General features: G+C 56.2%; 22 protein-coding genes. 7 read left to right on the forward strand and 15 right to left on the reverse strand.

What is annotated here, in order from left to right; genetic code table 11:
• Positions 1–74: 74 nt before the first annotated feature.
• Genes QCD69_RS09695 through QCD69_RS09705 form a run of 3 tightly spaced genes read left to right on the forward strand, consistent with a single transcriptional unit; the run spans position 75 to position 1,410 of the window.
• Entirely contained in the window at positions 75–722 is a 648-nt protein-coding gene (locus QCD69_RS09695) for a pesticin C-terminus-like muramidase (protein WP_301251853.1), read from the forward strand.
• The gene (locus tag QCD69_RS09700) at positions 709–1,062 is read left to right on the forward strand and encodes a hypothetical protein (RefSeq protein ID WP_125289894.1); all 354 of its coding nucleotides are present in this window, start codon (positions 709–711) and stop codon (positions 1,060–1,062) included. The genes QCD69_RS09695 and QCD69_RS09700 overlap by 14 nt, the downstream gene beginning before the upstream one ends.
• Positions 1,063–1,104: 42 nt before the next feature.
• Positions 1,105–1,410 (forward strand): helix-turn-helix domain-containing protein, encoded by a 306-nt coding sequence (locus QCD69_RS09705; RefSeq protein WP_301251854.1) that lies wholly within the window; start codon positions 1,105–1,107, stop codon positions 1,408–1,410.
• Between the two features lie 170 nt (positions 1,411–1,580).
• On the opposite strand, the gene malQ is transcribed toward QCD69_RS09705, so the two are convergent.
• The 5 genes from malQ to glpE all read right to left on the reverse strand — a co-directional run bounded on the left by malQ (position 1,581) and on the right by glpE (position 8,188).
• Positions 1,581–3,659 carry a 4-alpha-glucanotransferase gene (gene malQ / locus QCD69_RS09710; RefSeq protein WP_301251855.1) on the reverse strand — a complete coding sequence of 693 codons (2,079 nt, stop codon included), beginning with the start codon at positions 3,657–3,659 and terminating at the stop codon, positions 1,581–1,583.
• A complete protein-coding gene (gene malP / locus QCD69_RS09715; protein ID WP_301251856.1) occupies positions 3,652–6,072 on the reverse strand; it encodes a maltodextrin phosphorylase in 2,421 nt (806 codons plus the stop codon). Before malP ends, malQ begins: the two co-directional genes overlap by 8 nt.
• Before the next feature lie 147 nt (positions 6,073–6,219).
• Positions 6,220–6,978: a DeoR/GlpR family transcriptional regulator gene (locus QCD69_RS09720; protein ID WP_253457578.1), complete on the reverse strand. Its 759-nt coding sequence runs from the start codon at positions 6,976–6,978 to the stop codon at positions 6,220–6,222.
• Positions 6,979–6,997: 19 nt separating this feature from the next.
• Positions 6,998–7,810, reverse strand: a complete 813-nt coding sequence (gene glpG / locus QCD69_RS09725) for a rhomboid family intramembrane serine protease GlpG (protein WP_253461197.1) — start codon at positions 7,808–7,810, stop codon at positions 6,998–7,000.
• Between the two features lie 48 nt (positions 7,811–7,858).
• The gene (gene glpE, locus QCD69_RS09730; RefSeq protein WP_253457575.1) at positions 7,859–8,188 is read right to left on the reverse strand and encodes a thiosulfate sulfurtransferase GlpE; all 330 of its coding nucleotides are present in this window, start codon (positions 8,186–8,188) and stop codon (positions 7,859–7,861) included.
• A 226-nt stretch (positions 8,189–8,414) separates the two neighbouring features.
• Here glpE and glpD point away from each other — a divergent pair, with 226 nt between their 5' ends.
• Positions 8,415–9,923 (forward strand): glycerol-3-phosphate dehydrogenase, encoded by a 1,509-nt coding sequence (gene glpD / locus QCD69_RS09735; protein ID WP_253457573.1) that lies wholly within the window; start codon positions 8,415–8,417, stop codon positions 9,921–9,923.
• Positions 9,924–9,998: 75 nt separating this feature from the next.
• Here the strand turns inward: glpD and QCD69_RS09740 are convergent, their stop codons facing one another.
• From QCD69_RS09740 to glgB, 7 genes are all read right to left on the reverse strand, one after another.
• Positions 9,999–10,277 (reverse strand): helix-turn-helix domain-containing protein, encoded by a 279-nt coding sequence (locus QCD69_RS09740; RefSeq protein WP_125289902.1) that lies wholly within the window; start codon positions 10,275–10,277, stop codon positions 9,999–10,001.
• Positions 10,267–10,587: a type II toxin-antitoxin system RelE/ParE family toxin gene (locus QCD69_RS09745; protein WP_301251859.1), complete on the reverse strand. Its 321-nt coding sequence runs from the start codon at positions 10,585–10,587 to the stop codon at positions 10,267–10,269. Before QCD69_RS09745 ends, QCD69_RS09740 begins: the two co-directional genes overlap by 11 nt.
• A 211-nt stretch (positions 10,588–10,798) precedes the next feature.
• The gene (gene glgP, locus QCD69_RS09750; RefSeq protein ID WP_253457565.1) at positions 10,799–13,246 is read right to left on the reverse strand and encodes a glycogen phosphorylase; all 2,448 of its coding nucleotides are present in this window, start codon (positions 13,244–13,246) and stop codon (positions 10,799–10,801) included.
• Between the two features lie 19 nt (positions 13,247–13,265).
• Positions 13,266–14,699, reverse strand: a complete 1,434-nt coding sequence (gene glgA / locus QCD69_RS09755) for a glycogen synthase GlgA (protein WP_125289905.1) — start codon at positions 14,697–14,699, stop codon at positions 13,266–13,268.
• A 75-nt stretch (positions 14,700–14,774) separates the two neighbouring features.
• Positions 14,775–16,064 (reverse strand): glucose-1-phosphate adenylyltransferase, encoded by a 1,290-nt coding sequence (gene glgC / locus QCD69_RS09760; protein WP_253457562.1) that lies wholly within the window; start codon positions 16,062–16,064, stop codon positions 14,775–14,777.
• 12 nt (positions 16,065–16,076) lie between these two features.
• Entirely contained in the window at positions 16,077–18,062 is a 1,986-nt protein-coding gene (gene glgX, locus QCD69_RS09765) for a glycogen debranching protein GlgX (protein WP_301251860.1), read from the reverse strand.
• Entirely contained in the window at positions 18,059–20,245 is a 2,187-nt protein-coding gene (gene glgB, locus QCD69_RS09770) for a 1,4-alpha-glucan branching enzyme (RefSeq protein WP_253457556.1), read from the reverse strand. The genes glgX and glgB overlap by 4 nt, the downstream gene beginning before the upstream one ends.
• 385 nt (positions 20,246–20,630) lie before the next feature.
• Here glgB and QCD69_RS09775 point away from each other — a divergent pair, with 385 nt between their 5' ends.
• Entirely contained in the window at positions 20,631–20,807 is a 177-nt protein-coding gene (locus QCD69_RS09775) for a hypothetical protein (RefSeq protein WP_253457553.1), read from the forward strand.
• Here QCD69_RS09775 and asd read toward each other — a convergent pair.
• A complete protein-coding gene (gene asd / locus QCD69_RS09780) occupies positions 20,787–21,896 on the reverse strand; it encodes an aspartate-semialdehyde dehydrogenase (RefSeq protein WP_253457550.1) in 1,110 nt (369 codons plus the stop codon). The genes QCD69_RS09775 and asd overlap by 21 nt on opposite strands.
• Before the next feature lie 241 nt (positions 21,897–22,137).
• On the opposite strand from asd, the gene QCD69_RS09785 reads away from it, so the two are divergent.
• The gene (locus tag QCD69_RS09785; RefSeq protein WP_125289910.1) at positions 22,138–22,731 is read left to right on the forward strand and encodes a YhgN family NAAT transporter; all 594 of its coding nucleotides are present in this window, start codon (positions 22,138–22,140) and stop codon (positions 22,729–22,731) included.
• A 190-nt stretch (positions 22,732–22,921) separates the two neighbouring features.
• A complete protein-coding gene (locus QCD69_RS09790) occupies positions 22,922–23,401 on the forward strand; it encodes a hypothetical protein (protein WP_253457548.1) in 480 nt (159 codons plus the stop codon).
• 420 nt (positions 23,402–23,821) lie between these two features.
• On the opposite strand, the gene gntU is transcribed toward QCD69_RS09790, so the two are convergent.
• Positions 23,822–25,162, reverse strand: coding sequence for a gluconate transporter (gene gntU / locus QCD69_RS09795; RefSeq protein ID WP_125289912.1), 1,341 nt, complete (start codon positions 25,160–25,162; stop codon positions 23,822–23,824).
• Positions 25,163–25,168: 6 nt separating this feature from the next.
• Entirely contained in the window at positions 25,169–25,702 is a 534-nt protein-coding gene (gene gntK, locus QCD69_RS09800; RefSeq protein WP_253457545.1) for a gluconokinase, read from the reverse strand.
• Positions 25,703–25,895: the final 193 nt, after the last annotated feature.

The raw sequence follows: 25,895 nt of genomic DNA on the forward strand, positions 1-25,895 counted from the left end.
GTCCGGAATGATAGCCTGACAAGGCCATGCTGAAAGCAAAGAGAGAAAGAACACAACTCAAAGGATTGAATAACATGTCAGAACCGAAAAAAGGTATATTAACCTTCCGAGCCGAAGGTGATAATTTAAAATCAAGCAATTTTTACTCACGAAAAATACACTGGCCTGGTCTATCAGCATCCTGTAGCAACAATAACTCTGGCGTAACGATTGGCCGTGGCTACGATATGGGTGACAAAACCAAAATTGAAGTATCCATCAGCCTGCAAAAAGCAGGTATCGAAAGGGAAAAGGCAGAAGCAATCTCAAAAGGCGCTGGTTTAAAAGGCTGTTCAGCTTACAATTTCGTGATAAAAAACAGAAGTGCAATTAGCGATATAACAGAAAAACAGCAGGTAGAACTTTTTAAAAATACTTATGAAGAATTGAAAAGAGATGTTGAGCGGATTTGTAAGGACAGGTTTACTATTACTAAATATCATCCAGATCCTGGTATATCACCCACGTTGGCATGGAGCAGGATCCCGGAAAAGATAAAAGATATTCTTATAGATTTACGTTACCGTGGGGACTATAACCTGAAAACCAGAAAGCATTTACAACGGCTGGCGTATACAGGCGATATGAAAGGCTTCGGGCGCGTCATTGCAGACGAAACCCTTTGGCATAATGTCCCTAAAGACAGATTCAACAGAAGGGTCAGCTTCTATGAAAATAACTAACGCAATCCTGTTTCTCTCTGTTTTTTCTTTCAATGTAAATGCTGCTTTTACCGAAGCAGAAATAAAACAGCTTGAAGAGATAAATAAAAGCTCGGTGGTAAAAAAAGAACGAGCGAAAGCGGCTCTTGGCGCGACGACAGAAAAAACAATAGCGCACTTTCCAGAGCAGAGCGCCAGTATAACGGCGCTGAAAAAATCGTGGGAAGAGACAATCAAAAAGAAATGTCGGTTGCTGACATCCGCATCCAGAAACAGCGATGCAGAAATAGCCGCTGAAAACCTGTGTCTGGCAGAGGAATATGCCAAAGCAGCAACATTCTTTGATGAACTAAATTATTGAGGCGTTCAGCCGACACCCGGCCGAAATGGAGAGGAAAGAAAAATGACTAATTTGAATGATTTCCTGAAAGCTGAATTTTCAGAGGCCGAGCGCACAGAGATTGAACGGATGGCTGACGAGCTGATTCTGGAAACCGGCCTACAGCTACTGCGGGAAGAACTGGCGCTGTCTCAAAAAATCGTCGCTGAAGCTATGGGCGTGAAACAACCGCGTATCACACAGATTGAACAAAGCGGAGCCGATCGGCGCCTGATTACTATCAAGCGTTATATCGAGGCTATGGGCGGAAAACTCAGCCTGCTAATCGAAATGCCCGGCGAATTGGGCAGCCGTACCCTGCGGGTTTAAGGATGCTGGCGCTGGCACAGGCCGATCGGACGGCATCCGTGCCAGCGCGCGAAGCGCTCTCCGCTCTCTGCACTTGCTTCCCGTCCCTCCGTTGCCGGTTCAGCGCAGCGCCTTCTTCCTTCTATGCTTGCTTCCCGTCCCTCTGCCGCTGGTTCAGCGCGTCCCTGCTTTTACGCTTTCTTCCCAACCCTGCGCCGCCGGTCCACATCCTTCAGCAGCAGATTGACCTGCTTGTCGGCAAAGGTTTCTGTCACCGTTTTGCTGAGCTTACGACGCCAGTTGGGATACTGATCCGTGGTGCCCGGCACGTTAACCGGCTTGTCCATATCCAGCAGATCTTCCGGCTGAAGCCCCAGCAGTGCGCTGTCGGTGTCGGCAAGAAAACGGTGCATTCCCCGACTCAGCTGCGGCGTCATTTTCACCAGGGCGGCCTTTTTGCCACTGTCTTTCGGCACGCAGCCGTAGCGATGCAGCGCCTCCAGCAGCGCCTGTTTCTGCCGCGCTCTGTCTTCATAAAGACCGCGCAGCACCACCTTATCGGGATACAGACCCAGCTTCTCGCCCATCTCCAGATCGACAGCGTTCCAGAAGCCGCGCAGCGTCGGCAGGTCGTGCGTGGTGGCGCTCGCCATGGCCTGACGCGCCCACTTGTCCGGCGCGCGATAGCGATCGGGCTTTTCCTGCTCGAAATAGAGCACTTTCCAGGAGTAGATGCCGCTTTGCCGCAGCTTTGAGACGATCTCGACGGGCACCGTCCCCAAATCTTCCCCAATCACCATACATTGGTTACGCTGGCTTTCCAGCGCCAGGATCGCCATCAGATCGTCAACGGGATAGTAGACATAAGCGCCGTAATTGGCGGTTTCACCGTAGGGGATCCACCACAGGCGCAGCAGCGACATTACGTGGTCGATACGCAGCGCGCCGCAGCTCATCATGTTCGCTCTGAGCAGGTCGATAAAAGGCTGGTAGCCGCGCGCGGTCATGATATGCGGATCCATCGGCGGCAGTCCCCAGTTCTGTCCCAGCGGGCCAAGGATATCCGGCGGCGCGCCTACCGATGCATCCATACAGTACAGTTCGCGATCGCACCAGGTTTCCGCGCCGCCTTCCGCCACGCCCACCGCTAAATCGCGATAAAGTCCAATCGGCATGGCGTGCTGCTGGCTGACCTGCCAACACTCTTCAAACTGTCGGTTCGCCAGCCATTGCAGCCACAGCCAGAAACGCACTTCGTCCTCGTTGTCGCGGCAGAATTGCTGTACGGCTTCGCCATGTGCTTCCCGCAGATTTTCCGGCCACACCGGCCAGCCCCAGGCATCTTTATTTTCGCGCCGCATGGCACCATGCAACGCGTCGAAAGCGGCCTGCCAGTAAAGGCTTTCACCGCCCTTTTCGATAAAGGCGGTAAAATGCGCCTGGCTGGCATCATCCTGCTGATGCTGGCTGAACCTCTGCCAGGCATAGCGCAGGGCCGTCATTTTCAGCTCCCCTACCGTGTCATAATCTACCCATTCGGCCTCTCTGGCCTGCTGCAGGCGCCTCTGGATGGCCTTACCGCGCAGCCAGCGCTGGCCTTCTTTGCTTTCCTGAAATTCCGGGACGGCATTAACGTCGATATAAAGAACGTTGAGCCAGCGCCGCGAAGAGGGGCTATATGGGCTGGCGTTTGCCGGGCTGGCAGGATAAAGCGAGTGGATAGGATTGAGGCCGATAAACGACCCGCCGCGCTCGGCAATTTCAGTCAGCATTTGCTTCAGATCGCCAAAATCGCCAATTCCCCAGTTCTGTTCGGAGCGCAGCGTATAAAGCTGGACGCAGGCGCCCCACAGCTTTTCGCCCTGGCGCAGCGGCTCCGGCTCGTAGCAGCGTTTCGGTGCAATGATAATCCGGCACGGCCAGCTCTTTTTCCCCTGACGCAGGGACAGCGTGTGATAGCCATAGGCCAGCGAGGAAGGCAGCGCGAGGGCTTCTCCGGCATTGATCTCGCCCTGATAGTCACGGCCTTTTTCGCTGGTCAGCTGCCACTGGTAGCTGCCCTTGCCGCCGATTTCCAGCGTCATTGTCCGCTTGCGCAGGAAAACCTTGCACGGCGGGATTGGGCCGGGTTTACTGCGGTTGGTTGACATCGCTGCCAGCAGGCGCTGCCGAATGTCGGGGGAAATCTCTTCCTGCTCGCCTTTGGCGTTGATGTATTGGGCGGCGATACCTGCCGCTGCTGCTGCCTGCTCAAATTTCTTTTTATCCATTGCTGCTCCCTGTACGTTTGGCCTGCCAGATGCGCTGCTGATAGTCATGAATAGAACGGTCGGAGCTGAACATGCCGCAACGCGCGGTATTGAGGATGGTCATCCTTGTCCAGGCTTCCTGGTCAAGATAGTGCTGTTCGGCGCGCTTTTGCGCTTCGCAATAGCTGGCGAAGTCGGCCAGCGCCAGCCAGTAATCACCGCCCTCGCCCAGGCTGTTAAGCAGCGGCGCAAAGGCTTGTTTATCGCCATTGCTGAAGAAGCCGTTCTCCAGCTCTTTCAGAATGGCGTTGAGATGCTTATCTTTTTTACGCAGCTTCAGTGGCGCGTAGCCTTTTTTCCGCAGCGCTTTCACTTCGTCTACCGTGTGGCCGAAAATAAAGATGTTCTCTTCGCCTACCTGCTCTGCAATCTCCACGTTGGCGCCGTCCAGCGTGCCGACGGTCAGTGCGCCGTTCAGCGCCAGCTTCATATTGCCGGTGCCGGAAGCCTCATAGCCCGCCGTGGAAATCTGCTCCGAAATATCCGCGGCCGGGATCATCAGTTCCGCAGCGGTAATGCGATAGTCCGGGATAAACACAACCTTCATTTTGTCGCCGATAAGCGGATCGTTATTGATTTTCTCCGCCACTTTGTTGATGGCATAAATGATATTTTTTGCCAGGTAATAACCCGGCGCGGCTTTAGCACCGAACAGAAAGACGCGCGGCACCCACGCCATATCGGGATCTTCACGCAGCCTTTTGTAGCAGGAGAGAATATGCAGCAGCCCAAGATGCTGACGCTTGTATTCGTGCAGCCGCTTGATTTGCACATCGAACAGCGCTTCGGGACTGACTTTGATCCCGGTCACGCGGTGAATATAGTCCGCCAGCCGCACCTTATTATCATATTTGATCTGGCGATAGCGCTGGCGGAAAGCCGCATCGTCGGCGAACGCTTCCAGCCCTTGTAACGCCTCCAGATGGTTGACCCACTCCACTTTCAGCGTGTCGTCGAGCAGCGTCGCCAGCTGTGGATTGCATTGCTTAAGCCAGCGGCGCGGCGTAATGCCGTTGGTGACATTATGGAATTTGGTTGGCCAGAGCCGGTGGTATTCCGGGAACAGATCCTTAACCACCAGCGCCGAATGCAGCGCCGCCACGCCGTTCACCGCAAAACAGCTGACCACGCACAGGTTCGCCATGCGCAGCTGGTTGTCATGCAGCAGCGCCAGCTTTGCCCAAACCGCCTCGTCGCCCGGCCAGACTTTATCGACCTGCTTTTTAAAGCGCCTGTCGATCTCTTTGATAATCATAAAGTGGCGCGGCAGCAGCGCCCGCACCAGCCGCTGATCCCAACATTCCAGCGCTTCCGGCATCAGCGTGTGGTTGGTATAGGCGAAAGTTTTACTGACGATGGCCCAGGCGTCGTCCCACGCCAGCTGGTGCTCGTCCAGCAGCACGCGCAGCATCTCCGGAATGGCAATAGTGGGATGGGTATCGTTAAGCTGGATCACTTCGTAGTCAGGCAGTTCGGCAATATGGCGTCCGGCAAGATGATGGCGGCGCAGAATATCCGCCACCGAGCAGGCGCACTGAAAATATTGCTGCATCAGACGCAGGCGCTTGCCTTCCTGATGGTTGTCGTTGGGATAAAGCACCTTGGTCAGCTTTGCCGCCTCGATGCCCTGCTGCTCCGCCTGAAGAAATTTGCCGTCGTTAAACAGCGTCAAATCGAAAGGATGCGCGTGGCTGGCCTGCCAGAGCCGCAGCGGCTGCGTTACGCCGTTGCGGTAGCCGACCACCGGCAGATCCCAGGCCTCGCCGCGCAGCATAAAAGCGGGCTGCCAGTCGACGCTGCCCTCGTTGTTTTTGGTGACTTTCCCGCCGAAACCGACGTTAACATCCAGCGCGCTATTGTGGCGAAACCACGGATAACGCTCGCGATGCCAGTCGTCCGGCGCCTCGATCTGGCGGCCATCGTCAAAGGACTGGCGAAACAGGCCGTACTGGTAGTTCAGCCCGTAGCCGGTGGCGGACTGCCCGACCGTCGCCATTGAATCCAGATAACAGGCGGCCAGCCGTCCCAGCCCGCCGTTGCCCAGCGCCGGATCGACCTCTTCCTCCAGCAGCTCGCTCAGGCTGCACTGGTGAGCGGCCAGCGCCGCTTTTACCTCGTCATACCATCCCAGGTTCAGCAGCGTGTTGCCGGTCAGCCTGCCGATCAGAAATTCCATGGAAATATAGTTTACGTGGCGCTGCTGCTTTGCCGGCTTTGTGGGCGCGGCAGCGGCCAACAACTCGGCCAGCGCGCCGCTGAGCGCCTGCCACCACTGGTGAGACGTCATTTCATCTGCTGAAGAAAGGCCGGTGCGCTGCCACTGGCGGGCCAACGCCGCCTCGAAACGAGCCTGATTAAATTTCTGCTGCGACATACCGCTTCCTTTTAAAAGAGTAAGAGGAACACTGGCGGAACACATACAGTTAAGACCTGAACAGTAAAAAATGCTCATGCAGGCTGATGATAAAATTAAAAAAGCCATCGACAGGGCGTCGATGGCTGGTTCGCTATCAGGCAGGGTTTAGCACAGTTCCAGATGAACCTCGTGCTGCTCGATGGTTTTCAACACGCCGGGCGGCGGCACCTCATCCGTAAAGAGATAGTCAATCAGGCTCATATTGCCCAGGTTGACCATCGCGTTACGGCCAAATTTTGAATGGTCGGCCACCAGCATCACGCAGCGCGAGTTTTCGATAATCGCCCGCTTGGTGCGCACCTCGTGATAGTCGAAGTCCAGCAGCGAGCCGTCCATATCAATACCGCTGATGCCCAGGATGCCGTAGTCCAGACGAAACTGAGAAATATAATCCAGCGTCGCCTCGCCCATGATGCCGCCGTCACGCGTGCGGACTTCGCCGCCCGCCACAATCAGGCTGAAGTCGGGCTTGCTCATCAGCAGCATCGCCACGTTAAGATTGTTGGTGACAATGCGCAGGTTGTTATGGTTCAGCAGCGCGTGCGCAACGGCTTCCGGCGTGGTGCCGATATCAATAAATAACGAAGCGCCGTCCGGGATCTGGCTGGCCACTCGCTGCGCGATGCGCGCTTTTTCCGCCGACCACATCATTTTACGATCCTGCCAGGCGGTATTTTCCGAACTGGAGGGCAGCGCCGCGCCGCCGTGATGACGCTGGATCTTATTCTGCTCCGCCAGCTCGTTCAGATCGCGACGGATGGTTTGCGGGCTGACGGTAAAGTGATCCACCAGCTCCTCGGTACTGACATAGCCCTGACGACGAACCAGATCGATAATGGCGTCGTGTCGTTGCGTCTGCTTCACAAAGCTCTCCTGTTGCCCGTTATTTTTTTCGGGTGTCTACAAAGGCCATTGCCAGGCCTGTCAGCAGCCCGGTAACGTGAGCGGCGTTGGCGATCGACAGGCCGAACCAGCCCATATAGCCAATCACCAGCCAGACGATGGAAAACGCCATCAGGCCGCGCTCAAGGAAGATACCGCTGGCGGGATCCCGCTCTCCGCGCAGCCAGGCGTAGCCCATCAGCGCGTAAACCACGCCGGAAAGGCCGCCAAACAGCACGCCGCTGAACTTCGCCTGCATCCAGCCGCTGAGCAGCGCGGAGATTAGCATAATCACAAACAGCTTACCGCTGCCCAGCCGTTTTTCTATGGCGCCGCCCAGATACCACCACCAGAGCAAATTAAAGAGGATATGCACCAGTGAAAAATGCAGCAGCGCGTGGCTGAACCAGCGCCACAGCTGAAAATGCTGATCGACATCCGGCCAGGAAAGCCAGCTCAGCACGGTGCCGTCGCCGACAATCTGCATCAGGATAAACACGATGATACAGGCCGCCATTACGATCAAAGTCAGCGGCCCGGCGCGTTCACGAAGGTTAGCCATCAGCGAGGAATGACTATAGGTAATGCCGCTGTTGGTGGTGCCAGAGTGCCAGCTTGCCATCTGATAACGCGGATGATTCGGGTCGCGGATAAACTGATTAAGTTCGTTTTCGACCAGCTCCAGCTGGGCATCGTTATCCAGCCACAGCGTGTAGCGGCTGTCCTGCTCAATCCGCAGCGTGACGCCGCGCGTCGCCATATAATCCACAAAAGCCTGCGCCATGCGCTGGCTGGCAAAATCGGTAATGCGCATCATCGCCGGTAAAGTCCCTGTTGCTGAAAAATGGTTTCCTGTCTGCGGTTAGTCCGCGGCGGAATCAACCTGCTGTGGAAAAGCGGCGCGCCAGGCGTCGAAACCGCCATCAATACTGTAGGCCGCTTTGAAGCCCTGCGTCAGCAGATACTGCGCCGCGCCCTTGCTGCTGTTGCCGTGGTAGCACATCACCAGTACCGGCACAGAGAGATCGCTCTGCTGGATAAAGGTGCTGAGCGTGGTGTTAGTCAGGTGGAAAGCGCCGCTGGCGTGTCCGATAGCGTAGCTTTGCGGATCGCGGATATCGACCAGCAGGGCGTTGTCCTGGGTCAGCAAAGCCTGCGCCTGCTGCACGTTGATGCACTCAAATTGTTCCATGATCGATTCTCGAATAATGACAAGCGGCCGCTATTGTATCGCGAACAAAGCCGACAATAACCCAACGAAATGCAGGGCTATACGGCTTTTTCGTGAACAATTCTGTTACCTGCATCACGCATAAATGTTTTTATTCGGTTAAGGCTGGCATCAGTGTCGCTTTGCGATTATTATAATGCTCGAAAACGAACATTTAAGAACTATTCCGAACATCGGAGGAGATGACGTGGAAACCAAAGACTTGATCGTAATCGGCGGCGGTATCAACGGCGCTGGCATTGCAGCAGATGCTGCAGGACGCGGCCTGTCTGTGCTGATGCTGGAAGCGCAAGATTTGGCCTGCGCTACCTCTTCCGCCAGCTCTAAACTGATCCACGGCGGCCTGCGCTACCTGGAACACTACGAATTCCGCCTGGTCAGCGAAGCGCTGGCCGAGCGTGAAGTGCTGCTGAAAATGGCGCCGCATATCGCTTTCCCGATGCGCTTCCGCCTGCCGCACCGCCCGCACCTGCGTCCGGCATGGATGATCCGCGTGGGTCTGTTTATGTACGATCATCTGGGCAAACGCACCAGCCTGCCGGGCAGCAAAGGGTTGCGTTTTGAATCAGACTCGGTGCTGAAGCCGGAAATTACGCGCGGTTTCGAATATTCCGACTGCTGGGTAGACGATGCGCGCCTGGTCGTGCTCAACGCACAGGAAGTGGAAAAGCGCGGCGGCGAAGTCCGTACCCGCACCCGCGTCACTCGCGCCTGGCGTGAGAACGACATGTGGACGGTAGAAGCGGAAGATATCGATACCGGCAAAACCCACACGTGGCAGGCTAAAGGCCTGGTCAACGCGGCTGGCCCCTGGGTGAAGCAGCTGTTTGACGACGGCCTCCAGCTGAAATCACCTTACGGTATTCGCCTGATCAAAGGCAGCCATATCGTGGTGCCGCGCGTGCATACGCAAAAGCAGGCTTATATCCTGCAAAACGAAGACAACCGTATCGTTTTTGTGATCCCGTGGATGGATGAGTTTTCCATTATCGGTACCACCGACGTGGAGTACAAAGGCGATCCGAAAAACGTGCATATCGACGAGAAAGAGACCGAGTATCTGCTGAAAGTGTTTAACAACCACTTTAAGAAGACGCTGAGCAAGGAAGATATCGTCTGGTCTTATTCCGGCGTGCGCCCGCTGTGCGATGACGAATCCGATTCGCCGCAGGCCATCACCCGCGACTACACGCTGGACGTGCGTGACGATAACGGTAAGGCGCCGCTGCTGTCGGTCTTCGGCGGCAAGCTGACCACCTACCGCAAGCTGGCTGAGCATGCGATGGAAAAGCTGTCTAAGTATTATCCGAAAGCCGGCCCGGCCTGGACGCGCAGCTGCGTGCTGCCCGGCGGCGATATCGCCGGCACGCGTGAGGATTACGCCGCCAGCCTGCGTCGCCGCTATCCGTTTATTACCGAAGCGATGGCTCGCCACTATGCCCGTACCTACGGCAGCAACACCGAGCTGTTCCTGAAACCGGCGAAAAGCCTGGACGATCTGGGCGAACGCTTTGGCCACCACTTCTACGAAGCGGAGCTGCGTTATCTGGTCGAGAAGGAATGGGTGCGCGAGCAGGACGATGCGCTGTGGCGCCGTACCAAAATGGGCATGTTCCTGAACGAGCAGGAGCGCGCACGCGTCGGTGAATGGCTGGCCCAGCATGGTAAAAAACCGGTTTTATCGCTGGCCTCATAAGGGCTGACGGCTAAAGCGGTAATACAGAGGGCGGAATTGATTTCCGCCCTTTTTGTCGTCAGGCTCAGTTCGCTGTCAGAAGTAGAGCGTAGCGTTATCGATACCGCAGGCTCGGGCGTAGCGCGCAAGCGTCTCCAGGCTGGCTGAAGTGATATTTTTTTCCATCCTGGAAACGGTGGGCGGCTTTATTCCCATGCGTTCAGCGACCTGCGCGCTGGTTAGCCCTGCCCTGGAACGCCATTCAAGCAACAATGCCTGTAAGCGCTCTTTTCTTTCCGCCGCTTCCCAGGCCGCACGGTACTCAGGATCGCCCATCATCTCTTCATGGATCTGTGAATGCGTTTTATATTTCACGTTTCATCTCCTCCAGACGCTGCCAGGCTAAGTCTGTTTCCGCACGCGGTGTTTTCTGCGTTTTCTTAATAAAAATGCGCAACAGATAAATTTTGCTCCCCGCCTGATATACCCATAGCCCACGAGCAATGTTGCTGCCCATTGTTCTGACCTCGTACAAACCGTTCCCAAGGGGCCTGGTATCAGGTTCACGTAACAGCCGAGGGTTTTCTTCCAGCTTCCCAATTAATCTGTCCAGTTTTACCCTGACGGCTATCGGTAGCGCTTTCAGCTCCGCTTCCGCCTTGTCATGCCAGATAACGGTAAACATGCTCTCACTCCCTGAGAAATAATAGCCTTTAAGCTAATTTAGCTCAACCATGTGCGATGTGTGTTACAGACATAGCGGGAGTCGGAAAAATGAAGATCCAAAGGGAAATTCCGGCAAAGCGGGGAGAAACTTCTTCAGGCTGACTCTCGCTGCGCTGTATAAAAATACAGCACAGCGAGTCTTCAGGTAAAGCTTTTAGTCACGGCAGAGCTTAGAGGCGGATCGGCTTGATGCCCCAAATCTCATCGGCATATTCCTGGATGGTGCGATCCGACGAGAAGTAGCCCATATTGGCGATATTCAGCAGCGTTTTGCGCGTCCATTCCTCCGGATGGCGGTACAGCTCGTCCACCTTGTCCTGGGTATCCACGTAGCTGCGATAGTCCGCCAGCAGCTGATAGTGGTCGCCCAGATTCACCAGCGAATCATAAATATTACGATAGCGGCCAGGCTCCTGTGGGCTGAAGGTGCCGGTAGCGATCTGCGTCAGCGCCTGATGCAGCTCGGCGTCCTGTTCGTAGTATTTACGCGCGTTATAGCCTTGGGCGCGCAGCTCCTCGACCTGCGGCGTGGTGTTGCCGAAGATAAAGATATTCTCTTCGCCGACGTGCTCCAGCATCTCGACGTTGGCGCCGTCCAGCGTCCCGATGGTCAGCGCGCCGTTCAGGGCAAATTTCATATTGCTGGTGCCGGACGCTTCCGTGCCCGCCAGAGAAATCTGCTCGGAAAGGTCGGCCGCCGGGATAATGACCTGAGCCAGGCTGACGCTGTAGTTGGGGATAAACACGACCTTCAGCTTATTTTTCACCTGCGGATCGTTGTTGATCACCTGCGCGACATCGTTGATCAAATGAATAATATGTTTTGCCATGTAGTAGGCCGACGCGGCCTTACCGGCAAAAATATTCACGCGCGGTACCCAGTCGGCATCCGGATCGGCCTTGATCCGGTTATAGCGGGTGATCACATGCAGCACGTTCAGTAGCTGACGTTTGTACTCATGGATACGCTTGATCTGCACGTCGAACAATGCGTGAGGATCGATAACGATATCCATTTTCTGGGCGATATGCGCCGCCAGCCGCTTTTTGTTGGTCAGCTTGGAATCGCTGATCCTTTTCAAAAAGCCAGGATAGTCGATATGCTGCTTCAGCTCGTCAAGCTGGCTTAAGTCGGTACGCCAGTTGCGGCCAATGGTGTCGTCCAATACTTCTGAAAGCGAAGGATTGGCCAGCGCCACCCAGCGACGCGGCGTCACGCCGTTGGTTTTATTGCAGAAGCGGCCAGGAAACAGCGCGGCAAAGTCGGCGAACAGCGACTGTACCATCAGGTTAGAGTGCAGTTCGGACACGCCGTTGACCTTGTGGCTGACCACGACCGCCAGCCAGGCCATCCGTACCTGACGACCGTTGTTCTCATCAATAATCGAGATGCGCGACTGCAGATCCCAGTCATCGGGATAGTAGTCCTGAATCGTTTTCAGGAAGTAGTCGTTGATATCGAAAATAATTTGCAGATGGCGCGGCAGGATCCTGCCGATCATATCTACCGGCCAGGTTTCCAGCGCTTCCTGCATCAGCGTATGGTTGGTGTAGGAGAAGACCTGACAGGTCACTTCAAACGCGTCGTCCCAGCTGAACTTATGCTCGTCGATCAGCAAGCGCATCAGCTCCGGGATAGCCAGCACCGGATGGGTATCATTCAGATGGATGGCAATCTTATCCGCCAGGTTATCGAACGTCTGATGCATCACCCAGTGCCGGTTAAGAATATCCTGCACCGTGGCCGACACCAGAAAATATTCCTGGCGTAAACGCAGCTCGCGCCCGGAGTAGGTCGAATCATCCGGGTAAAGCACGCGCGAGACGTTTTCCGAGTGGTTTTTATCTTCCACCGCCGCAAAGTAGTCGCCCTGATTAAATTTCCCCAGGTTGATTTCGTTACTCGCCTGCGCGCCCCACAGGCGCAGCGTGTTGGTGGCGTCGGTATCAAAGCCCGGAATGATCTGATCATAGGCCATCGCCAGCACTTCTTCCGTTTCCAGCCAGCGGGAACGGCTGCCCTCTACCTGAATACGTCCGCCGAAGCGGACTTTGTAGCGGGTATTAAAGCGCTGGAACTCCCACGGGTTGCCGTACTCCAGCCAGTAATCCGGCGATTCCGCCTGGCGACCGTCAACGATATTCTGTTTAAACATGCCGTAATCGTAGCGGATGCCGTAGCCGCGTCCGGGCAGGCCCAGCGTGGCGAGCGAGTCCAGGAAGCAGGCGGCCAGGCGGCCCAGACCGCCATTGCCCAGCCCCGGATCGCTCTCTTCGCCGATCAGATCTTCCAGATCGAAACCCATCTCTTCCAGCGCGGCGCGCGCGTCTTCGTAAATACCCATTGCCAGCAGCGCATTGGAAAGCGTGCGGCCTACCAGGAATTCCATCGACAGATAATAGACCTGACGCACATCCTGCGACAGCTGCGCCCGGTTAAAACGCAGCCAGCGTTCCACCATCCGATCCCGCACCGCCAGCAGCGTGGCGTTCAGCCATTCATGTTTGTTGGCAACGGAAGGATCCTTGCCGATAGTGAACATCAATTTATAGGCGATGGAGTGCTTCAGTGCCTCGACGCTGAGCGTTGGGGCGGTATAGATGAAAGGTGCGTTCATATCAATTTTCCTGGGTTCTTTACAGCAGACGTTGATAGAGATCGCGGTAGGCCACGGCGGCCACCTGCCAGCTAAAATCCATTGCCATTGCCTGACGCTGTACGTAACGCCACAGCGAAGGGCGCGACCAGAGCACAAAGGCGCGGCGAATGGCACGGAGCAACGACCAGGCATTGCTGTCTTCAAAGACGAAACCGCTGGCAATGCCGTCGGCCAGGTTCTCCAGCGAGCTGTCGTTGACCGTATCGGCCAGGCCGCCGGTACGCCGCACCAGCGGCAGCGTGCCGTACTTCAGGCCGTAAAGCTGCGTCAGCCCGCAAGGCTCGAAGCGGCTCGGCACCATAATCACGTCGGCGCCGCCCATGATGCGGTGCGAAAAGGCTTCGTGGTAGCCAATCTGCACGCCGACCTGACCCGGATATTCCGCGGCCGCCGCCAGGAAGCCCTGTTGCAGCACCGCGTCGCCCGCGCCCAGCAGCACCAGCTGACCGCCCTGCTCCAGCAGCCCAGGCAGCGCCTCCAACACCAGATCCAGCCCTTTCTGCTTCGTCAGGCGGCTGACCACGGCAAACACCGGGGCTTTTTCGTCAATTTTCAGCCCCATCGCAATTTGCAGCTGGCGCTTGTTCTCCTGCTTGGCGTCTAACACGTCGCGGTTATAACGCGTAGTCAGCAGCAGATCCTGCTCCGGATCCCAGATCAGCGGATCCACGCCGTTCAGGATGCCGGTCAGCCGCCCTTCCATCTGCCGCTGCTTCAGCAGATCTTCCATACCGTAACCAAATTCCGGCTGGGTGATCTCGCGCGCATAGGTCGGGCTGACCGCCGTAATATGATCGGCATAGAACAGACCAGCTTTGAGGTAGGAGATCTGTCCATAAAATTCCAGGCCGTGCATATTGAAGAAAGACCACGGCAGCTGGATTTCGTCCAGATGATGCGCGTAAAACAGCCCCTGATACGCCAGGTTGTGTACGGTGAACACGGATTTTGCCGGACGGCCTCTGGCGGCCAGATAGGCGCAGGTCAGACCGGCGTGCCAGTCGTGCGCGTGAACCACTTCCGGTCGCCAGAAGGTGTCCAGTCCGCAGGCAATTTCGCAGCCCATCCAGCCCAGCAGCGCAAAACGGAGATAGTTATCCGTATAGGCAAACTGCGATTCATCGTGATACGGACTGCCGGGGCGATCGTACAGTCCCGGCGCGTCGATCAGATAGATGCCTACGCCGTCGTACTGTCCATAAAGCAGCTCGACATAGCCGGCAAAAGTATGCAGTCGGGCGACCACTTCGGTATCCGGTATCCCTTTTTTCAAGTCCGGAAACGCCGGGATCAATACGCGAGTATCAATCCCTTGTGCAATTTGCGCCGCCGGTAATGCTCCCACAACATCAGCAAGCCCGCCCGTTTTCAGCAGCGGGAAAATTTCTGAACAGACATGTAAAACCTGCATTATCGGCTCCTTTACCTTGTTCTGACGCGTTCCTCCGCATCAAATACCTGTGCTTTATTTTTGTACTTTATGCGGTTAACTGCGCCAGCCCAGCTTCGCCAGCATGGAACGCGTCACCAGCACAATGCCTTCTTCCGAGCGGTAAAAACGGCGCGCGTCATCATCCGGATTCTCACCGATTACCGTTCCTTCGGGCAGCACGCACGCACGATCTATAACGCAGCGGCGCAGGCGACAGGAGCGCCCCACTACCACATCCGGCGACAGCACAGAGGATTCGATATTGCAGAAAGAATTGATTCTTACGCGTGAAAACAAAACGGAATTCACTACCACCGAGCCGGAAATAATGCAGCCGCCCGATACCAGTGAATTCATCGTCATTCCATGACTGCCTGACCTGTCCTGCACGAATTTCGCCGGCGGCAGCGGCTCCATATGGGTACGGATAGGCCATTCACGGTCGTACATATCCAGCTCCGGCGTCACCGACGCCAGATCGAGATTGGCTTTCCAGTAAGCTTCCAGCGTGCCGACATCGCGCCAGTAAGGCGGCGCGTCTTTATCGCTTTGCACGCAGGAAAGGCTGAAGGAGTGCGCCAGCGCTTCGCCGGTCGCTACGATCTTCGGCAGAATATCTTTGCCGAAGTCATGGTTCGATTCGGGAATTTTCAGATCGTCTTCCAGCAGCTGATAAAGATAGTCGGCGTTAAAGGTATAGATGCCCATGCTCGCCAGCGCCAGGGTATCGTTACCCGGCATCGACGGCGGATCGGCCGGTTTCTCCAGGAAATCGACGACTTTGTTCTGATCGTTGACCGCCATCACGCCGAAGGCGCTGGCCTCTTCAATCGGCACCGGCAGGCAGGCAATGGTGCATTTCGCGCCGTTCTCCACGTGGTCCAGCAGCATGCGCGAGTAGTCCATTTTGTAGATATGGTCGCCGGCCAGGATCACGATATATTTCGCTTCATAGCGCCGAATAATATCCAGATTCTGCGTCACGGCATCCGCCGTGCCCCGATACCAGTGCTCGGTAGTCTGGCGCTGCTGGGCAGGCAGCAGGTCGACGAACTCGTTCATCTCCTCGTTAAAAAGCGACCAGCCTCGCTGGATATGCTGCACCAGCGTGTGCGACTGGTACTGGGTGATCACCGCAATCCGTCGGATCCCGGAGTTCAGGCAGTTTGACAGGGCAAAATCGATAATGCGGAACTTGCCGCCGAAATGGACGGCAGGCTTGGCGCGGTTGGCGGTAAGGTCTTTCAGGCGCGTGCCGCGTCCGCCCGCCAGGATCAGGGCTACAGTTTGCGACGGCAATTGTCTTGCCAACATCAGAGGGTCGTTCTTATCTAAAGTGGCCATGCCTGACTCCTGTTATGGTTGTTCCTGGAACACGCACACACCGTGCGCGGCTCCATGCCAGACAGTTAACAGAATGGGGTTGTTTTCCCCGGCGAAGGGCGGAATGGCGTGCCAGCGCCCTGGTGGCAGCGTGATGTCGCACACTTCTTCGGTGGCGTTCATCACGATCAGCCAATGCTGCGACAGCCGGATCTGCATCCTGCGTTCGCCGTGGTGCCAGGCGTCGGCAGACAGCGGCTGACCGTCCGGCCCAAGCCATTCCACGTTGCCGTCGTCAATCTGCCACCAGCGATCGGCCTGAAGCGCAGGAATGCGTTTGCGCAGGTGGATCAGGGCAGCAGTAAAAGTAAACAGTCCGCTGTTGTTGTTTTCCCAGTCGAGCCAGGTCAGCTCGTTATCCTGACAGTAGGCGTTGTTGTTGCCGTGCTGAGTGTGGCCGTGTTCGTCGCCGGCCAGCAGCATCGGCGTGCCCTGCGAGAGCAGCAGCGTGGTCAATAAGCCGTGTACGCTGCGCAAACGGTGCTCGGCTACCAGCAGCGGCGCGTTCAGCCCTTCAACGCCGTGGTTATAGCTGTAGTTGCCGTTGTGGCCGTCGCGGTTATCTTCGCCGTTGGCCTCGTTGTGTTTTTCGTTAAAGCAGACCAGGTCGGTCAGGGTAAAGCCGTCGTGCGCGGTGATCAGGTTGATGCTGGCCGAAGGCAGCCGCCCTTGCTGGTTAAAGATATCGCTGGAGCCGGCGAAACGTTTGGCGAACTCAGCATTGCTGCTGTCGCCGTTCAGCCAGAAGCGCCGCATCGTGTCGCGGTACTGGTCATTCCATTCGGCAAACGGCGGCGGAAAGTTGCCGACCTGATAGCCGTCCGGGCCGATATCCCAGGGTTCCGCAATCAGCTTGCATTGAGAGAGCAGCGGATCTTCCTGCATCGCTTCAAAAATAGAGGCGTGCGGATGGTATTCCGGCGTGCGGCCCAGCACCGTCGCCAGGTCAAAGCGGAAGCCGTCGACGTGGCAAACCTCAACCCAGTACCGCAGGCACTCCAGCGTCCAGTCCAGCACGTTAGGATGGCTGATGTTGAGCGTGTTGCCGCAGCCGGTCCAGTTTTCATACTTGCCCTGCTCGTCCAGCCAGTAGAAGCTTTTGTTATCCACGCCGCGCTTCGACAGCATCGGCCCGGTTTCATCCAGCTCGGCCGTATGGTTAAACACTACGTCCAGCACCACTTCGATGCCTGCCGCATGCAGCGCTTTCACCGCCTGCTGGAATTCATCACGCGGATGCACGTCGTTCACGCCGGAAGCGTAGCGGGAATCCAGCGCATAAGGCGCCAGCGGGTTGTAGCCCCAATAGTTGGTCAACCCAAGCCGCAGCAGACGCGGCTCGTGCGCGAAGAAGGCGACCGGCAGCAGCTCCAGCGTGGTAATGCCCAGCCGCTTGAAGTAGTCGATCATCACCGGATGACCCAGCGCGGCATAGGTGCCCTGGATTTCTTTCGGGATACCGGGATGGCGTTTGGTCAGGCCGCGTACGTGAGCCTCGTAAATAACGGTGGAGCCCCACGGCACGCGCGGCGATTTGTCGTCTTCCCAGTCGAAATCATCGGCCACGACCACGCTGCGCGGTGCAACTGCCGCGCTGTCTTTGGTATCCAAAACCTGTGGGCCGCACTGAAAACGAGGATCGTCAGTAACTTCACCGATCACTTCGCGCGCGCAGGGGTCAATCAGCAGCTTGTGTGGGTTGAAGCGATGCCCGGCTTCGGGCTGCCAGGGGCCGTGAACGCGGTAGCCATAAAGCTGGCCTGGTTTGGCGGCGGGCAGATAGCCGTGCCAGATATCGCCGGTGCGGGCGGGCAGCTCCATTCGCGTTTCAATGCCTCGCTCGTCAAACAGGCAAAGCTCTACCCGCTCGGCGTGTTGCGAAAACAGCGTAAAATTTACGCCCTTGCCGTCATAGGTCGCGCCTGTCGGCGTGGATTTACCGGGCTGCAATTGACTCATGAGGCCTCCCTGACCAGCCACACCGTAGCAAGCGGCGGCAAGGTCATACTGATTGAGTGTTCGCGGTTATGGCTCGGAATAGCCTCGCTGCTAATCGATCCCAGATTACCGACATTGCTGCCGTGATAATGCGCGGAATCGGTATTCAACACTTCCTGCCAGCTTCCCGCTTGCGTAACGCCGAAACGGTAGTCGTAGCGCGTAACAGGCGTAAAGTTGCTGACCACAATCAGTTCGTTGCCTTCACGATCGCGGCGCACAAAAACAAACACCGAGTTATCAAAATCATCCACGACCAGCCACTCAAAGCCCATCTGGTCAAAATCAAGCTGATACAGCGGCGGATGCTCGCGGTAGGTATGGTTCAGGTCGCGCACCAGGCGCTGCACGCCGTTGTGCCAGTTGTCCTCGCCCTCCAGCAGATGCCAGTCCAGGCTGATATCGTGATTCCACTCTTTGCCCTGCGCGAACTCATTGCCCATAAACAGCAGCTTTTTGCCGGGGAAGCCGTACATCCAGCCGTAGTAGGCGCGCAGATTGGCGAACTTCTGCCAGACGTCGCCGGGCATCCTATCCAGGATAGAACGCTTGCCGTGCACCACTTCATCGTGCGACAGCGGTAGCACGAAATTTTCGGTGGAGTTGTAAAGCATTCCGAAGGTCAGATTGTTGTGGTGATGCTTGCGGTAGAGCGGATCTACCTGCATGTAGTCCAGGGTGTCGTGCATCCAGCCCAGGTTCCACTTGTACCAGAAGCCCAGGCCGCCCGTTTCGGACGGACGCGTGACGCCCGGAAAATCGGTGGACTCTTCCGCCACGGTCACGGTGCCGGGCGCGGCGTTGCCCAGCGTGCGGTTGGTGTAGCGCAGGAAAGCGATAGCTTCCAGGTTTTCCCGGCCGCCAAAATGGTTAGGGATCCATTCGCCTTCCGCCCGGCTGTAGTCGCGATAGATCATGGAGGCAACGGCATCCACGCGCAGGCCGTCGATGCCAAAACGTTCGATCCAGTAGAGCGCGTTGCCGGTCAGATAGTTGCTGACTTCACGACGGCCAAAGTTATAAATCAGCGTGTTCCAGTCCTGATGAAAGCCTTCGCGCGGGTCGCCGTGCTCATACAGCTCGGTGCCGTCAAATTTGGCGAGGCCGAAATCATCGGAAGGAAAATGTCCCGGCACCCAGTCCAGCAGCACGTTCAGGCCGGCCTGATGGGCAACGGCAATAAAGTTACGGAACTCGTCGCGCGTGCCGAAACGGCGCGTTGGCGCATACATGCCGGTAGGCTGATAGCCCCAGCTGCCGTCAAACGGATGCTCGTTGATCGGCATCAGTTCAAGATGGGTAAAGCCCATCTCTTTGGCATAAGGCACCAGCTGCTCGGCCAGCTCTTTGTAGCTCAGCCAGTAGTTGTTGTCCGTATGGCGACGCCACGATCCGAGATGCACCTCATAAATAGAGATGGGCGCGTCAAAATCGTTGGCCCGCTGGCGCGCTTCCGACATGGTGGTTTTAGGCGGAATGCCGCAAATCATCGAGGCGCTGTCCGGCCGCATCTGCGCTTCAAAAGCATACGGGTCGGATTTCAGCCGCAGCTGCCCGTTTTTATCGATGATTTCATATTTATAAAGCTGCCCCTGCACGGCGCCGGGCACAAACAGCTCCCAGACGCCACTCTCCTGACGCAGCCGCATAGGATGGCGACGGCCATCCCAGAAGTTAAAATCGCCGACCACGGAGACACGACGGGCATTAGGTGCCCAGACGGAAAAGCGGGTGCCGATAACGCCATCAATCACGTCCGAGTGCGCGCCCATGCTCTCATAGGGACGTAAGTGGGTGCCTTCCGCCAGCAGCCAGCTGTCGAGCTCTTTCAGCAGCGGCCCAAAGCGATAGGCATCATCCACCAGGTTTTGCTGACCGTGCCAGGTGACGGCCAGCTGGTAGCGGAACATATTTTTGCGGCGTGGGATCACGCCTTCGAAAAATCCCCGTGAATCAATACATTCCAGCTGAGCACATTTCCGGCCGGTATTGGTTTCGATTACCCAAACTTCGGTGGCGTCCGGCAACAGGGCGCGCACCGTCAATCCCTTTGGGGTTTGATGCATGCCGAGTAGCGAAAAGGGGTCAGCATAATGACCGGAAATTAACGCATTAATTAACCGGCGATCCGTAAGCTCTGACATGACTGTACCTGTAATGTATGGCAGGCGATCCTTTTTCAGAAAAAAACGAATGCGCTGCTCTTCATTGAGCCAAAAGCACGCTGGCGGGTACGGCCTGACATCCTGTGCAAAAAACCGCCGCAGCGTGCGACAACTTCTGTTGAATACTCAAAACGTGATCGGACGTGGCAGACAGCGCCAAACATCCCGTAATCGGGCGATACAGCTAAGCATAGCCAGGGCGCCAGTAAAGCCAGGGTCGAATGAAGAAAAAATATTGCTTTCAGATCAAACTTTCACAGATTAGTAAGCGGCATGGAAAAGCAGGGAAGCCGGAGCGATAAAATTCCCCTCAGGGAACAAATGCAGTTAAGGCGCACGGTTAACCGCTTTCACCGATCGCGACATGTTGACCGTTGATGAATGTTTAAACAGCGCAACTGTTATCGTTAATGTTGGGAAAGATATGGAAATTAAAAATGGAAAAGTAACCTTCGCGGCACGACAGGCACGACCGCGTGCAGGTGAAAGCGCCCTGCCGTTCTGGCAGGGCGAGGCGGTCTTAATCCACCAGCAGTCGTAGCATCCGGCGCAGCGGCTCGGCGGCCCCCCACAGCAGCTGGTCGCCAACGGTAAAGGCAGAAAGATACTCCGGCCCCATATTCAGCTTGCGCAGACGGCCCACAGGCGTTTTCAGCGTGCCGGTCACCGCCGCTGGCGTCAGCTCGCGCAGGGTCAGCTCACGGTCATTTGGCACCACGGTAGCCCATTCGTTATGGGCAGCCAGCAGCTGTTCGATTTCCGCCAGCGGCACATCCTTTTTCAGCTTCAGCGTAAACGCCTGGCTGTGGCAGCGCAGCGCGCCAACGCGCACGCACAGGCCGTCGACCGGAATAGTGCGCGCCGGCTGCAGGATCTTGTTGGTTTCCGCCTGGCCTTTCCACTCTTCGCGGCTTTGGCCGTTTTCCAGCTGTTTGTCGATCCACGGGATCAGGCTACCCGCCAGCGGTACGCCGAAGTTATCGGTTGGCAGCACGCCGCTGCGGCTCATCTCGGTGACTTTGCGTTCGATATCCAGGATAGCGGAGGCCGGATTTTGCAGCTCTTTCGCCACGCCGTCGTGCAGCATTCCCATCTGTGCCAGCAGCTCACGCATATGCCGCGCGCCGCCGCCGGAAGCCGCCTGATAGGTCGCCACGGACGCCCACTCCACCAGATCCTGGGCGAACAGGCCGCCCAGCGACATCAGCATCAGACTGACGGTGCAGTTGCCGCCCGCAAAAGTTTTAATGCCTTTGTCCAGACCCTGACGAATAACGTGGTGGTTGACCGGATCCAGGATAATCAGCGCGTCGTCCTGCATACGCAGCGTGGAGGCCGCATCAATCCAGTACCCCTGCCAGCCTGCCGCACGCAGCTTTGGATAAATCTCGGTGGTGTAGTCGCCGCCCTGGCAGGTGATAATGATATCCAGCGCCTTCAGCGCGTCCAGGTCATACGCATTTTGCAGCAGGCCCGGAGACTGACCGCCAAACTGCGGCGCGGCCTGGCCATGCTGAGACGTGGAGAAAAATACCGGGCGAATGACGTCAAAGTCGCGCTCTTCCGTCATCCGCTGCATCAGCACGGAACCGACCATGCCGCGCCAACCAATTAAGCCTACTGATTTCATATTGCACCTGTTTCAGGCTGGTTTGCCCGTCTGCGAGTAGCCTTGAGCCGCCCGCTGGCGAAAGGCAAACTGTCTGCGACAAAAACGCCTGACCTGTTAGAGTAAGTGATAAGAAAGAAATATGGCTATCACCTTACAAAATGCAGCAAAAGTGGCAAGTGAATTAATTCGATTAGCGCGGCTTTTTTAGCAGAGCTGCTTATAACGGAAGACCAGCCCCGGTGGAAAGAAGGAGAAACCCATGACAGAGATGATTTCGGTGACCATATTATTGCTGCTTATTATGGATCCGCTGGGCAATTTGCCGATTTTTATGTCGGTTTTAAAGCATCTGGAGCCGAAACGTCGTCGGACGGTGCTGATTAGGGAAATGCTGATCGCGCTGGCGATTATGCTGCTGTTCCTGTTTGCCGGTGAAAAAATTCTCGCGTTTCTGAACCTGCGAACGGAGACCGTCTCGATTTCCGGCGGCATTATCCTGTTTCTGATCGCTATCAAGATGATTTTCCCCTCGCACGAAAGCAACAGCAGTGGCCTGCCCGCAGGCGAAGAACCTTTTCTGGTGCCGTTGGCCATTCCGCTGGTGGCTGGCCCTTCGCTGCTGGCGACGCTAATGCTGCTGTCGCATCAGTATCCCAACAACATCGGCTACCTGGCGGGCTCGCTGCTGATCGCCTGGGGCGCTACGGTGGCGATCCTACTCTTTTCGGGGCTGTTTTTACGGCTGCTGGGCGAAAAAGGCGTTAACGCGCTGGAGCGTCTGATGGGCCTGATCCTGATTATGCTGGCCACCCAGATGTTCCTGGACGGGATCCGCGCTTATCTGAAGCTCTGATCGGAACACAACCACTGTATGAAATGTTTTGCCGCTTCTGTCGTGCGGCATTGCGCCTTTTCCTCCTGAACAGGGCATCAGTTATTCGGTAGTACAGTAACAAACGCTGTCTGTACTCTCTGAAGGTCTGTATAATTTTCAGGCGAATTTATTAACTGACAGCGGATAAGATAAGTCCAAAGGATTGGCAATGATGAAAATTACGGTACAGCCTTTTAAGCTGCCGATGCGTACCCGAAACGTCTGCTATATCGCTACGGTTGAAAAAAGAGCGGATAAGACAGAGGAATACATTATTGATATAGAACGCCTGCCCAGTCAGTTTCATGAAATTTTCGCAGGTGACTATTCTCCTCACACCCTTCAAAACGATTTTTATCTCTTCAATTTTTACACGTTAGAAGCAGTCATGACCGATTCCCCTCTATTTTCGCCGGGTAAAGAAATGAATTTTTCCTGGCTCGAGCTGAAAGAATTTATGTTAAAAGCAGTGGGCGGAGCAATCACGGATTTTGTTGCTAAATACGCGCCGCAGGCCGTGGTAGCTATTCCCGTCCGGCCCGGGCTTGGCAAGCTATATGACGAAGTACTGAGTGAAAATGAACAAAATTCAGGCTATCATTACGTCTCAAAATACAGGGAATGGGGGATCTATGTCATTGAAACCTGATTGTGAAACCGGGCGTTCAGCACACGGGTTAACTCGTGAAGAGGTAATGCGTATGGCTCGACAGCATAAAACCCAGCGAGCAATCGAACTTTCATCTGCCATTCGTGAAGCTGGCGGGATCGGAAATCTGGGTGCACCGTTGCCGGATGCGATGTTACGCCGCTCGGTTCAGAAGTAATTCAGAAGCCGTTGCCTGCATAACAATCAATCGCGACTGTCAAAGAGTGGCTGCTGACGGCAAGATTTTACTGTTTGGGATCGGTCTGGTCGTGGCGTCCGCAGAGCCAACGACGCCGGCTATTCTCGTGGGATGGTTGCCTTATTAGTTATTGCGCCCTACCTGCTGTTCCCCTTTCTGATTTTTCCTCCTTCAGCAAAAGAAAAAGGCGAGCGGCGCTAAGCCGCCCGCCGATCAATACATTAAGAAAGCAGCGCAAAAGCGATCATACCTACGATAGCGCCGGTGGTGCCGAGGATGGTTTCCATCATCGTCCAGGTCTTCAGCGTCTGCCCTTCGGTTGCGCCGGTAAAACGGCCGAACAGCCAGAAGCCCGCGTCGTTAACGTGGCTGAAAATGATCGAACCGCCCGCGATACAGATGGATAATGCCGCCATCTGCGCGCCGGAATAATGCAGCGGTTCAATTACCGGCATAATCAGTCCTACCGCCGTCAGACAGGCGACCGTTGCGGAGCCCTGAATGATGCGCACCGCGCCCGCCAGGATAAAGCAGGCCAGCGCCACCGGTAGGCCCGCGCCGGTCAGTGCATGCCCCAACGCCGGGCCAACGCCCGAATCCACCAGCACCTGCTTAAAGACGCCGCCCGCGCCAATTACCAGCAGAATGATACCCGCCGGCTGCAACGCGCTGCCGCAAATCTGCATCACCCGCTCTTTATCCATGCCCTGACGATACGCCAGGCCATAGATCGCCAGCAAACAGGCGAGCAGAATGGCGATAAACGGATGGCCAATAAACTCCAGCCACTCATAGAGCGAAGTGCCTTCGGTCGCAAAGCGCGCGCCGATGGTTTTCAGCCCAACCAGCACCAGCGGAAACAGGATCAGTGACAGGCTGAAGCCGAACGAGGGCAGCTTGCTCTCATCAAACTCAGGATGGTTGTCCTCTGTCGGCAGAGTAAATTCCACGTGTCGGCTGATAAAGTTGCCGAACAGCGGGCCGGCGATCAGCATGCTGGGGATCGCCGCGCAGACGCCGAGCAGGATCATCCAGCCGAAATCGACGTGCATCTGCGAAGCCAGCAGCATCGGCGCCGGGCCGGGCAGCAAAAACGCCGCCGCCGCCGCCACGCCAGCAAACAGCGGGATAACCAGCTTGACCAGGTTGTCGCCGGTGCGGCGCGCCACGGCGAAGGCGATGCTGATCAGCAGCACCACCGCCACCTCAAAGAACAGCGGCAGCGCGCAGATCAGCCCGGCGATGCCCATCGCGTAATGCGCGCGGCTTTCACCAAACGTTTTCAGCATCTTGATCGCTATTTGATCGACCGCGCCGGTTTCGTGCAGAATTTTACCGAACATCGCACCCAGCGCGACGACCACGGCCAGGAAGCCCAGCGTGCCGCCCATGCCTTTTTGCATGGTGGCGGCAATGTCATCCAGCGGCATTCCGGAGAAGATCCCGGCGCCGACAGAGACCAGCATCAGCGCCAGAAAGGCGTGCATCCGCGCTTTCATCACGAGGAACAGCAGCAGCAGGACAGAGCCTGCCGCGGTTAATACCAGTGTTGCAGTTGCCATGACACCCTACTTATTTATCGCACCTTCGATGGTGGCGATAGTGGTAGCCACAACTTCATCCAGCGTCTGGTTGATATCCACGACCAGCACGTCGCGCTCGTCGCTGCCCGGCTCCTCCAGTGTTTCAAACTGCGTGACCAGCATCTGCGGCTTGAAGAAGTGCCCTTTACGCGCGCGCAGACGGCCCTCAATGGTATCGAAATCGCCCTTCATATAGATGAACGACAGGTTGTCATTGCCCTCGCGCAGAATGTCGCGGTAGCTCTTTTTCAGCGAGGAACAAACGATCAGCGAAACCTGATTGGTACGCTGCATAGCAAACGCGGCGTCGTTAATCGCCTTCAGCCAGGGACGGCGGTCGTCGTCGTTCAGGGGATGACCGTCCGCCATCTTTTGAATATTGCTGCGAGGATGCAGGAAATCGCCATCCAGGAAGGCCGCTTTCAGATGATAAGCGACGGCATTGGCAACGGCCGATTTGCCGCTGCCGGATACGCCCATCAGCACAAATACATGATTGGACGGAAAAGAGTTGTTCATTGTTTTACTCCGGCGAAGATGTCAGGGACCTGCCCATTATTGTTAGCGTTATGTTGTTATCGGTAACATTGTCTGGACGCCCGTGAAGTATGGCAACAGCCAGAGCGGAAAAAGCTGGTAAATGTGAGATGGTTCAAAAAAATGACAGATTAGGAGTGGCTGCGGCACAAAGGGACAAAGAACCGGGCAGATC

Origin of the sequence: Erwinia sp. PsM31 (assembly GCF_030433775.1) — a bacterium.
Lineage (GTDB): Bacteria > Pseudomonadota > Gammaproteobacteria > Enterobacterales > Enterobacteriaceae > Erwinia > Erwinia aeris.